Origin of the sequence: Aeromonas sp. MdU4, assembly GCF_041929505.1 — a bacterium.
Taxonomy (GTDB): Bacteria; Pseudomonadota; Gammaproteobacteria; order Enterobacterales; family Aeromonadaceae; genus Aeromonas.
In genome coordinates, this window is sequence record NZ_JBHFMW010000029.1 from 58,905 (window position 1) to 70,078 (window position 11,174).

The following is an 11,174-nucleotide window of genomic DNA, read 5'->3' on the forward strand; positions in this document are numbered from 1 at the left end:
TCAGGAGAGGTAATTCGCAGGCGTAGTCGGGGGGCGAGATGAGCAGACAGGGAGTGCAGGATGATCGCTGGATGGCGGGATATCGGCGGATTGCCGTGGTGATCCTGCTGATGGTGATTGTTGCAACCCTGGGGCGCAGTTATCAGCGGAACCGGGAGGAGGCGCAGCAGTTGGCCCTTACCCTGCTGGGAGAGCAGTTTGCCGAGCGGGCACAGCGTTTGCACGGGCTTTGGCTCGATGAGCGGCGCCCTGAGATATTGCGTATTGCGGAGCAGAGTTGGCAATTTGATTCTCGTGGCTGGCCACTTGGGCTGCTGCCGTTGCAATCCCCTTCTGCTAATTGCCAGCAATTGTGGCTGGCCCTGGTAGGGGATGTTGCTACCGCAGGATTACCTCCTTTGCAGTATCTGGCTCGCGTCGATGGTCTCGGTTGTGAGATCGGATGGGATGGTTATTGGCTCATTTATCAATTTTCTGACGGACGAGTGATAAAAAAGCCTTGAATGAGGCCAATCATATGGGCCAACTACATGATTTTTTTGGGTCTGCATGAAATAATGCCAGACATTATGGAGGAAGCATGGCAATGAAACCAATGGCATCAACAATGCCGGGACAGCGGATGATGAGACAGTCAGCAGGTTTCTCCCTGATTGAACTGGTGATCGTTATCGTGATCCTGGGGATCCTGGCGGTAACGGCGCTGCCGCGCTTTCTCGATGTGACTGACGAGGCGAAGAAGGCCAGCGTGGAAGGGGTCTCTGGCGGCTTTGCTACCGGGGTTTCTCTGGTGCGTGCCCAGTGGGAGGCAGAGGGAAGAGCCAAACAGGATAGCCTCAACACAGTGCTCTATGACGGTTCCCGTTTCTATCTTACTACACCGACCGATACCCAGATCAGCAATGGTGAGTTATCACCGGGTTATCCGATGGATACTGCGGCTGGCGGCAATCCCGATGTCGATCCGGCCAATCTGACCGCAGAGCGGTGTTTGAAAATTTGGGAGGGGTTGCTGCAAAACCCGCCCAAGGCTACGGCCAGCTTCAGTGAAGTGCGCGGTAGTGGTAATGACCTGAAATACTATGCCACCGTGAGCAGTAATGGACTGGATTCGGTCTGCCGTTACTATCTGGTTAATAGTTTAAGTAAGGGCAGCGATGGCAAGTATCAGGATCCGCAAGGCAGTACTGATGCTTTTATGAGTTTCAGTTACCGTCCGGCGTCCGGTCAGGTGACCACTAATATTAATTGACAGAGGAAAGTAAAATGAAAAAACAGGCGGGTTTTACCCTGATCGAACTGGTTATCGTGATCATCATTCTGGGTATTTTGGCCGTGACTGCTGCGCCCAAGTTCCTGAATCTGCAGGATGATGCTCGTTATTCTGCCGCGCAGGGTGTGCAGGCAGCACTACAGAGTTCTGCAAATCTGGTATATAGCAAAGCAGCACTGGAAGGTAAGGAAGCCGTATCTTCAGCTACCTCTCTGACGGGACTGACTGGTGTACAGGTTATTTATGGTTATCCGACTGCAGCAACAATTTCTGCGGCTGTAACGCTTGATGGTTGGGTCGCTTCCGGTTCGGCAGGTACTTTTGTTCCCCAAAATACAGCTGGTAATACTTGCTCTGTTGTCTATACCCAAGCAACGTCCTCCGCAATTTTTAGTACTGCAATTAATGGTTGTTCCAAACCATAATGGCAAGCGAGGCTTCGGCCTCGCTTTCTCTTTTCCCTGATGAGAACCTCCATGCCTGCAACCAAGGGCTTTACCCTGATTGAACTGGTACTGGTTATCCTGTTACTCGGGATTCTGGCCGCCTTTGCCGTGCCAAAATGGCTGGGCAAAGGCGGCTTTGAAACTCAAACCGTGCGTGACGAGCTGCTGACCCGTCTGCGGCTGGTGCAGACCGTCAACATGCATGAACCCGTCAACCGCTGTACCCAGCTGGTGGTGGCCTCTCCCCGTTTTGCCCACCGCACTTATGCTGCATGTCCCGTCAGCGATGATTTGAACAGTGGCTGGACCGACAATTTACGTACCCGTGGCCGGGTAGTTACCCCTTCTGCCGGTATGACGATCTCCCTCAATAACAGCAACAGCTTCGTGCTGCGCTTTGATCAGATGGGGCGTCCCCTTGGGGTTTGTAGCAGCGGTTGCACCTTGCAGGTAAGTGACGGTCGCGAGACCAGCCGCATCCAGATCGAATCTGAGGGGTATATCCATGAGAGCCCCTGAACGCGGTTTTACCCTGATTGAGCTGATTGTCGGCATGGTGCTGCTGGCAGTGGCGTTGACAGGCATCCTCGGGATGTTGGTGAATCAGGCGCCGCAGGCAGTGGACCCGGTGCAGCAGGTGCGCGCAGCCCAGCTGGCGCAACGTCTTGCGGGTGAAATACTGCAAAAATCGTTCGATGAAAACTCCGATCATAACGGTGGTCGTTACCGTTGTGGTGAACAGGTCGCGGGGGTGGCAATTTCCCCTTGCTCAAGCGGCTATGGCCCTGATGGTGGTGAGCGGGCCCCCTACACCTTTAACGATGTGGATGATTATCAGACCAGCGCTATTTGTGCCAAGGGATGGGCGGAGGTTAACTGCTTGCAGGGTGATTGGATTGATGCGGGATTCTTTACGCAAACCGACGCCAAGGTTGCAAGTGAAGAGTATCGCAACTATCAGGTCAGGATCGTCGTTACTCCGGATAACCTCTTTGGCAGCTCGGGTGTGAGCACTGAATCCATTGGCAAGCGTATCGATCTGCAGATCAAACTGCCGGATGATAGCGTGCTCGATTTCTCCTTCTATCGGGGGAACTACTGATGGAACGCTTCCACGTCGGGTTTTGCGAGAGTGATCGAATGGCCGATCACGCTTCCGATGACCGATTACGCCAACCAGCTAATCGAACCTGCGCCGGGCCAGGGTTTAACCGTGGTTTTACCCTGGTTGAGCTGGTGATGGTGATCTTGCTGCTCGGAATCATGGCGACCTTTACCAGCCAGTTTATCGGTATCGGCACCCAGATCTACGGTGATGCCAGCAGCCGTGAGCAGCTGATGAGTGACGCCCGTTTTGCCATGGAGCGGCTTAACCGCGAGTTGCGCAACGCAGTGCCGGGATCTGAGCGTATTGAAGATCGGGATGGTAATTGGCTGGACCAAGGTCCCTGTCTGCGGTTCTGGCCCATCAGCACGTCGAGCCGCTACCTTGCTCTCAACAAGGTGGTATCGGGTAGCACTTCGACTATGGAGCTGGTGATGGCAACACCCGCATCTGTGATAGATCCCATGGTCACGGATGCCGCCGCCGTCAAGGTCGGTGATCGGATGGTGGTCTTCCCGTTACCGAGTTCCAGCGCAGATTCCCTGGTCGACGGCTGTGATTACGGGCGTTGTGTCGTCAATGTCACCGCGGTGCTGACCCCAGTCTCCGGTGCCCAGAGCATTCGTTACACCAGCTCGGAAAATTTCGCCGGGCTTTCGCCGGGGAGTCGGGTCTATTTTGCCAATCAACAGGTTCGTTATTGTGTGCAAGGGGGGGCGCTATACCGTACCAGCGCGGGAATCAGTACCGCTGCTAGCACCTTGCCACTGGGAGTCTTGATGGCCGAGTCGCTTCGGTCTGACAATGTTTTTTATCGGGAAACCTCCGCCTTTAATGCGCAGGGGGAGTTTGGCATGCGCTTTGTGTTCGAGCGCAAGGGGGAGTCGGTCACCTTCAACCACAAAATCGAGGTGTTCAATGTCCCTTGATGCACTCTCTTTAGGGCGGAAACGGGGCAGCGCGGTGATGATCGCCCTGTTTGTGATTGTGGTGATGGCGTTGCTGGCGGCAGCCATGGGCCGTTTTCTGATCGATAGCGGTGAGAAAAATACCGTGGAGGTACGCAGTGTGCGGGCTCTGCTGGCCGCCCAGAGCGGGCTGGAGGTTGCACTTTATCAGCTTTTTCCCAACCGGCCAGCAGCGCTACCATCTAATGCTTGCGACGTGGTGATTACCAAACTTCAGTTTAATGGCAACCTCGGCTTGGCAGGTTGTCAGGCGGATATAAGTTGCAAGGCGATGCAGGTGACTTATAACACCCAGAGCAGCACGGGCTACAGGTTACAGAGTGTCGGAACCTGTGGCACCTCTGACCTCAACAGCGCCAATCCCGATTTTGCCGTGAGCAGAACAGTGATGGTGGAAGCTTATGATGGAGGAACTCCCTGATGCGCAATCTATGGTTCATCATCGCGATCTGGCTATGTAGTGGCGCAGCAAGCGCGTTTCAGGTGATTGATAACTCGACCTATTTTCCTGCGGTGACGCAGGGGCATCGTGGGAATGGCAATCTTAATTGCAATTCTCTTGGTAATCCGGCATTGACTATGTATGGCTCTGCTAAGGTAAATGGCACTGGTGGCGCAGCACTCAACTATTGCGCCTCAACTCAGGGTTCCGGGATGCCGTTGGATGCGTGTGACAATGCCGATGGTTCTCGCCGCCTGTGTACAATTACTAAAAATACAATTCGTGGATTATCTATTACCGGTAGCAATGCTTTTTTATCGAGTAGTGGTTCCAGTGGCAATTTTTCACAATGCCAAGCTGGAGAGCAATTAAATATCGGAAGTGCAACCTCTAATCAATATAATGCGATTACATTGAACACCAGTTGTTCTTTAAATTTTTCCAGCGCAGCCAAGGAATATCGCATCAAGTCGCTGGCGTTGAACAATAGCGCCAAAGTGATTTTTTCATCGGGTGATTACTGGATTGAGTCATTAACCCTGAATCAGGGAACTGAAATTCAGATCCTTGGCGAAGTGCGGATTTTTGTAAAAAATAGCTTTGAGTTGAATGATGCAATATTGAACTCATCTGGCGAAGGTTCTCTACTCTTATTTGGCTATGGCGGGATAACGCTAAATAGTGGTAGTCAAATAAATGGCTACGTGTACACAGATCAAAATCTGACACTTAATAACGCCGCAATTATCCGAGGTCGCACGACAAGTCGCAGCCTCAATATGACAGATAGCTCCGCAATCAATGACCAGGCGTTTAATCCCACTCTGACTTGTTTTAACGATAACTTTTCATCAGGCTCGCTGAGCAGTGACTGGGTGGTTAAAACCAGCAGTGGTTCCTTCACCCCCTCGATCGTTAGCGGTCGTTTGCGTCTGACCCAGGCGGTGGGCGATCAGGCTACCTCGACCACCTATCAGCGGTTATTCCCGGCAGCTAGCAATCTGGTGACCATCTCGTTCAACCACTATGCCTATGGGGGCGATGGGGCAGATGGCATGGCGGTGGTGCTCTCTGATGCCACTGTGACACCGCAGCCCGGGGCTTTCGGCGGGCCGCTGGGTTATGGCTTCAAGCCCGGGATTTCCGGTTTTGCCGGGGGCTGGTTGGGGATTGGGTTCGACGAATATGGTAACTACTCTGGCGAAGGCGGGACGAGTAACGTCGGGCAGCGTCGGCAGTCAGTGGCCATTCGAGGATCCGGTTCGGGCACCAGCGGTTACAACTATCTCAGAGGTACCTGTAACGACGGAACAACCAACATTTATACCAATTGCTTGAGCCCAGCGGTCGATGGCAATGGCAGTTCCAATCACAAATACCAGCTCACTATCGATTCGCGTGTCAACGGACAGTCGCTGGTGAAGGTGGAGCGGGACACCGGTAGTGGCTATGTCACCCTGATCGACTGGTTCAATGCCCAGAGCCAGAGTGGTCAGACTCAAGTCCCGAATGATTTTCTGCTCTCTTTGACTGGTTCGACAGGGGGGTCAACCAACGTACACGAGCTCGACAACGTACAGACCTGTGCTCTGCGTTCCAACCCGGTCGGGGTGCAGATTGATCACTTCCAGCTTGATCACTCCGGCCAGGCTCTGACATGTAATCCTGAAACGGTGACGATCAAGGCGTGTGCCGACGCAGCCTGTTCCACTCTCATCACTGACCCTGTGACGGCTACCTTGAGTCTGACGCCGGTCTCCACCAGCAATGGCTGGATTGGTGGCAATACGGTGACCTTCAGTGGCGGCTCTACGACCGTTCAATTGCGCAATAACTCCGCCACAATACCGGTGACAATCGGTGTGTCCAGCTCAACCCCTACCACCAAGCCATTTAGCACCACCTTGTGCAAGGCCGGTGCTGCAGCCCCCAGTGCGGCAGCCTGTACCCTGAACTTTGCCGATAGCGGCTTCTTTTTCGATGTGCCGGATACCTATTCCAATCAGCCGCAGACGGTCACCATCAAGGCGGTCAAAAAGAGCGATGTGACCAAGCAGTGTGTGCCGGGATTTGCCAGCCAGACCAAGAGCGTCAAGTTCTGGAGCAGCTATATCACCCCGACCAGTAACCCTTACAACAGTAAGATGAGCGTCAACAACAGTGTGCTCGGTACCAGTCAGGGGGCTGCGACGCCGGTCTCTCTGGCGTTTGATGCTCAGGGGCAGTCGACCATCACAGTCAATTATCCGGATGCAGGCAAGGTACAACTGGATGCCCGTTATGATGGTACCGGCAGTGAAGCCGGTCTGGTGATGCTTGGCGCGGATCAGTTTGTAGCGCGTCCGGTTGGTTTGTGCATTACGCCCTCGCAAGGGGTCTGCATGGCAGGGGATAGCAGTTGCCCGGTATTCAAGAAAACGGGGGAGGCGTTCCAGGTAGATATCAAGGCGATGGCCTGGGAGTCGGCCAATGATGGGGATATCTGCGCAGGGAATCAGACCACGCCCAATTTTGTGCTGAGTGGCATTGGCTTGGGAAGTGCCCTGGTTGCGCCCACCCCCGGCACTAACGCCGTGCTTGGCACCACCACCTATAACCATGGTGCAGCCGCCAACAGTCTCAACAGCGTTAGCCAGACGGTGAACGAGGTTGGGGTATTCAAAATGACAGCGACCCCGCCTGCCAGCGGCTACTTCGGATACACCATCCCTTCCGCACAGAGTCAGCCGGTGGGGCGGTTTATCCCTACCGACTTCAATCTGGTCAGTGGCGACATAGCGCCAGCCTGCATTGTGTTCTCCTATATGGGGCAGCCCTTTGATGTCTCGCTGGATGTGCAGGCCCGAAACCAGTCAGGGGGAGTGACCCAGAACTACAAGGGAAATTTTGCCAAGGGTAGCGCCTATGTCACGGTCGCCAATAACCAGGACGGAAAGTCCCTGTCGAGCCGCTTGCGCAGCTTGCCGTCTCTGCCATGGCTCAATGGCCGGGCGGTATTGACTGCTGGCAGCACTGAATTTGCTCGTCTCTCCGATACCCAGCCGGATGGCCCCTACAAGTCGCTACTGTTTGGTCTCTATATGAGGGACAACGATGGTGACAGAACATTGATTGCAAGCCCCAATTTCAACGATGCCGTGGCTGGTAACTGTATTGGTGCCAGTTGCAATGCCCGGTTGATCGACAATGTGCCCATGCAAGCCTATTTCGGTCGCTTGTTGGCGGGTACGGCGGCGGGTCTTGCCTCTGCGCCGCTGGCCGTTCCCTTGCAGATGCAGTATTACGAGGCGGGCAATTGGCAGTTGAACAAGCTGGATCAGTGCACCCAGTTTTCCCTTGCCGGTCAGGGTGTTGCTTTCCTCAATCCAAGCCATTCGTTTGATGCGGCAACCAGCAGCCTGAATCTGGGGGCGGGACGAACCATCAAGCTGGGGCTGGGCAGCATACCTCCCGGTGCTATGTCGGGTACGGCAAAAGATGGCGAGATCCTGTTCCAGTTTGCCAAGCCGGATATCTCGGTACGCATCCCCTACAAGGTCGATTTGGCAAAACAGCTGTCGCAGCCGCTCTGGTTGTCTGACCCGAGCAGTCTGCAGGGGGAGGCCACTTTTGGCTCCAGCCGCGGTAATGACAGAATTATTTATCGGCGCGAATTATTGCGCTGAATCGTGATGGATGGGGGATGGTGGATTTCCATCCCCCTAAATCCTTGTTTATTAGCGTTTGTAAGCCTGAGCGAGTGAGTGATGACTCGCACTTTTGTCGCGCTTGATTGAGTGGCGACAGTTTGAGCGCTTGCCCATTGGGGTGGGCATTGGTAAAGTTAGCCGGTTTTCTGCACCTCCAAATTCTTAGGATTTCCCGTAGCCATGTTCAAAAAGCTCAGAGGCGTCTTTTCCAACGATCTGTCGATCGATTTGGGAACTGCCAACACCCTGATCTATGTAAAAGATCAAGGGATCGTCCTTAACGAACCCTCAGTTGTCGCCATTCGCCAAGAGCGCGGGAACGCCAAATCGGTCGCTGCTGTCGGTCATGCCGCCAAGCAGATGCTGGGCCGTACCCCGGGCAACATCTCCGCAATCCGCCCGATGAAAGATGGCGTGATCGCCGATTTCTACGTGACCGAGAAGATGCTGCAGCACTTCATCAAACAGGTTCACGACAACAACTATTTCCGCCCCAGCCCGCGAGTGCTGGTGTGTGTACCGTGTGGCTCCACTCAGGTTGAGCGTCGCGCCATCAAGGAGTCCGCTCTGGGCGCCGGTGCCCGCGAGGTTTACCTGATCGACGAGCCTATGGCTGCGGCCATCGGTGCTGGCCTGCCGGTCTCCGAAGCGACCGGTTCCATGGTGGTTGATATCGGTGGTGGTACTACCGAAGTGGCCATCATCTCCCTGAACGGTGTGGTTTACTCCCAGTCTGTCCGTATCGGTGGCGACAAGTTTGACGAAGCGATCATCAGCTACGTCCGTCGCAACTACGGTAGCCTGATCGGTGAAGCCACCGCCGAGCGTATCAAGCACGAGATCGGTTCCGCCTATCCGGGTGAAGAGGTGCGCGAGATCGAAGTGCGTGGCCGCAACCTGGCTGAAGGTGTACCGCGCAGCTTCACCCTCAACTCCAACGAGATCCTGGAAGCGCTGCAAGAGCCGCTGTCCGGTATCGTCGCTGCTGTCATGGTTGCACTGGAACAGTCTCCGCCGGAACTGGCTTCCGACATCTCCGAGCGCGGCATGGTGCTGACCGGTGGTGGCGCACTGCTGAAAGACATCGACCGTCTGCTGATGGAAGAGACCGGTATCCCCGTCGTCGTTGCTGAAGATCCCCTCACCTGTGTGGCCCGTGGCGGCGGCAAGGCGCTGGAGCTGATCGATATGCACGGTGGCGATCTGTTCCACTACGAATAAGACCCAAAGCCGGCCAGCGTGCCGGCTCTTTTTTGACGACCCATGAAACCCATTTTTGGTAGAGGCCCTTCGCTTCAGTTACGGTTGTTTCTCGCCGTCATCATCTCCATCGCAGCCATCGTCGCGGACTCCCGCTTCGGTGTGTTTACCCATGTCCGCGTCTACCTCAGTTCGTTAGTCAGCCCGTTGCAATACATGGCCAATGCGCCCGGCACCCTGCTCGACACCATGTCGACCCAGGTGCAGACCCGTGCCGATCTCATCGAGCAGACCAAGCAGCAGGAGCAGCAACTGTTCACCCTGCGTGCCCGTTTGCTCAAGATGGATCATCTGGAGCACGAGAACCAGCGACTGCGCGAGTTGCTCGGCTCGCCGGTGCACAAGGAGTCACGCAAGATGGTGGCCGAGCTGCTGTCGGTCGACTCCGACCCCTTCAGCCATCAGGTGCTGATCAACAAGGGGGCGCTCGATGGCGTCTATAACGGTCAGGCGGTGATCAACGATCAGGGGGTGATTGGTCAGGTGCTCCATGTGGGCTCCACTACCAGTCGCGTCCTGCTCATCACCGACACCAGCCACGGCATACCGGTGCGGGTGCTGCGCAACGACTTGCGCGCCATTGCCTCCGGCAGCGGCGAACTCGATATGCTGGAGCTGCGCAACCTGCCACGCAATACCGATATTCAGGTGGGCGATCTGCTGGTCACCTCCGGTCTCGGTGGTCGTTTCCCGGAAGGTTATCCGGTGGCGACCGTGACTCGCTCAGAGTATGTGGAGGGCAAGCCCTTCGCTCAGGTCGAGGCCAAACCACTGGTTGAGCTTGACCGCTTGCGTTACCTGCTGTTGCTGTGGACCGACAAGAAGCCTGACGTTCATGATGATGGTGAAGCGGCCGCACCGGCTGCGTCCGCCGCAGGAGCGACGCGCTGATGTTACAACCCGCCAGTGGCAGGATCTGGATCTGGATCTCGATCCTGCTGGCCTTGAGCCTGTCGATCCTGCCACTTCCTTTCGAATTTGACCCTTTCCGCCCGGACTGGCTGGCTATGGTGCTGCTTTACTGGGCCCTGGCCTTGCCGCACCGGACCAACGTCGGCACCGCCTGGGTGGCTGGCCTGCTGCTGGATGTGCTGCTTGGCAGCACACTCGGGGTGCGGGCGATGGCGATGGCCATCACCACCTATCTGGCGGCCTTCCAGTTCCAGAAGATCCGCAACTTCTCCCTCTGGCAACAGGCGCTGATCATCGGTGGCCTCTCGCTGGTGGGCAAGATGACGGTATTCTGGGCCGAGCACCTGTTCAGCCAGGCCAGTCTCAATTTCTCCTATTTTTGGTCGACCTTGACGACGATGTTAATATGGCCCTGGGTGTTTCTGGTGTTGCGCAAAGTGCGGCGCCGCTTCAATATCAGGTAAATATGAACAAAAACAACGAACTGCAACTTTATCTCGCCTCTGGCTCTCCCCGTCGTCGTGAACTGCTGACTCAGCTTGGTTACCGCTTCGAGGTGTTGAAGCTGGATGTGCCCGAGCAACGCAACGAAGATGAAAAGGCACAGGATTATGTCTGCCGCCTCGCTCGCGACAAGGCCACTGCCGGGGTGGCCGCCGCGCCCACGGCGTTGCCGGTGCTCGGTGCCGACACCATAGTGGTGCTGGGGGAGCGAGTGCTGGAGAAACCATCCGATCTGCTCGATGCCAAAGATATGCTGGAAGCGCTCTCCGGCAAGGTGCATCAGGTGATGACCGCGGTGGCACTTGCCAGCAAGGATCGTTGTGACGTGCGTCTGGTTACCACCAACGTGGCGTTTCGCAAGCTGGACGAGGCCGAAATCGAGGCCTACTGGCAAACCGGTGAACCCTGCGACAAGGCCGGGGCTTACGGTATTCAGGGTATTGCAGGCAAGTTTGTCAGCCGTATCGAGGGGAGCTACAGCGCCGTGGTCGGCCTGCCCCTGCTGGAAACGGACCTGCTGATCAAGCATCATCTGGAACAGCTCAAGTAATTTTCCGTCAGCGGTGTTCTGCTGC

At 55.6% G+C, this 11,174-nt stretch carries 12 protein-coding genes; all 12 read left to right on the forward strand.

Annotation, left to right across the window (positions count from 1 at the left end):
* The first annotated feature begins 38 nt into the window (after positions 1 to 38).
* The 12 genes from ACE1BR_RS17445 to ACE1BR_RS17500 all read left to right on the forward strand — a co-directional run bounded on the left by ACE1BR_RS17445 (position 39) and on the right by ACE1BR_RS17500 (position 11,149).
* The gene (locus ACE1BR_RS17445; protein WP_374872471.1) at positions 39 to 503 is read left to right on the forward strand and encodes a hypothetical protein; all 465 of its coding nucleotides are present in this window, start codon (positions 39 to 41) and stop codon (positions 501 to 503) included.
* A gap of 77 nt (positions 504 to 580) precedes the next feature.
* The gene (gene mshB / locus ACE1BR_RS17450; RefSeq protein ID WP_374872473.1) at positions 581 to 1,252 is read left to right on the forward strand and encodes an MSHA fimbrial major subunit MshB; all 672 of its coding nucleotides are present in this window, start codon (positions 581 to 583) and stop codon (positions 1,250 to 1,252) included.
* A 14-nt stretch (positions 1,253 to 1,266) separates the two neighbouring features.
* On the forward strand, positions 1,267 to 1,698 hold the full coding sequence (locus ACE1BR_RS17455; protein WP_374872475.1) for a prepilin-type N-terminal cleavage/methylation domain-containing protein: 432 nt from the start codon (positions 1,267 to 1,269) through the stop codon (positions 1,696 to 1,698).
* Positions 1,699 to 1,749: 51 nt separating this feature from the next.
* A complete protein-coding gene (locus ACE1BR_RS17460) occupies positions 1,750 to 2,238 on the forward strand; it encodes a prepilin-type N-terminal cleavage/methylation domain-containing protein (protein WP_374872476.1) in 489 nt (162 codons plus the stop codon).
* Positions 2,225 to 2,821, forward strand: a complete 597-nt coding sequence (locus tag ACE1BR_RS17465; RefSeq protein ID WP_374872478.1) for a prepilin-type N-terminal cleavage/methylation domain-containing protein — start codon at positions 2,225 to 2,227, stop codon at positions 2,819 to 2,821. Before ACE1BR_RS17460 ends, ACE1BR_RS17465 begins: the two co-directional genes overlap by 14 nt.
* Positions 2,821 to 3,753, forward strand: a complete 933-nt coding sequence (locus ACE1BR_RS17470) for a PilW family protein (RefSeq protein ID WP_374872480.1) — start codon at positions 2,821 to 2,823, stop codon at positions 3,751 to 3,753. The genes ACE1BR_RS17465 and ACE1BR_RS17470 overlap by 1 nt, the downstream gene beginning before the upstream one ends.
* Before the next feature lie 37 nt (positions 3,754 to 3,790).
* Positions 3,791 to 4,213 carry an MSHA biogenesis protein MshP gene (locus ACE1BR_RS17475; protein ID WP_374872687.1) on the forward strand — a complete coding sequence of 141 codons (423 nt, stop codon included), beginning with the start codon at positions 3,791 to 3,793 and terminating at the stop codon, positions 4,211 to 4,213.
* On the forward strand, positions 4,213 to 7,899 hold the full coding sequence (locus tag ACE1BR_RS17480; protein ID WP_374872482.1) for a DUF6701 domain-containing protein: 3,687 nt from the start codon (positions 4,213 to 4,215) through the stop codon (positions 7,897 to 7,899). Before ACE1BR_RS17475 ends, ACE1BR_RS17480 begins: the two co-directional genes overlap by 1 nt.
* Positions 7,900 to 8,103: 204 nt before the next feature.
* On the forward strand, positions 8,104 to 9,144 hold the full coding sequence (locus ACE1BR_RS17485) for a rod shape-determining protein (RefSeq protein WP_005340051.1): 1,041 nt from the start codon (positions 8,104 to 8,106) through the stop codon (positions 9,142 to 9,144).
* 42 nt (positions 9,145 to 9,186) lie between these two features.
* Positions 9,187 to 10,074: a rod shape-determining protein MreC gene (mreC, locus tag ACE1BR_RS17490; protein WP_374872484.1), complete on the forward strand. Its 888-nt coding sequence runs from the start codon at positions 9,187 to 9,189 to the stop codon at positions 10,072 to 10,074.
* On the forward strand, positions 10,074 to 10,559 hold the full coding sequence (mreD, locus tag ACE1BR_RS17495; protein WP_374872485.1) for a rod shape-determining protein MreD: 486 nt from the start codon (positions 10,074 to 10,076) through the stop codon (positions 10,557 to 10,559). Before mreC ends, mreD begins: the two co-directional genes overlap by 1 nt.
* A 2-nt stretch (positions 10,560 to 10,561) precedes the next feature.
* Positions 10,562 to 11,149: a Maf family protein gene (locus tag ACE1BR_RS17500; RefSeq protein ID WP_374872487.1), complete on the forward strand. Its 588-nt coding sequence runs from the start codon at positions 10,562 to 10,564 to the stop codon at positions 11,147 to 11,149.
* Positions 11,150 to 11,174 lie beyond the last annotated feature (25 nt).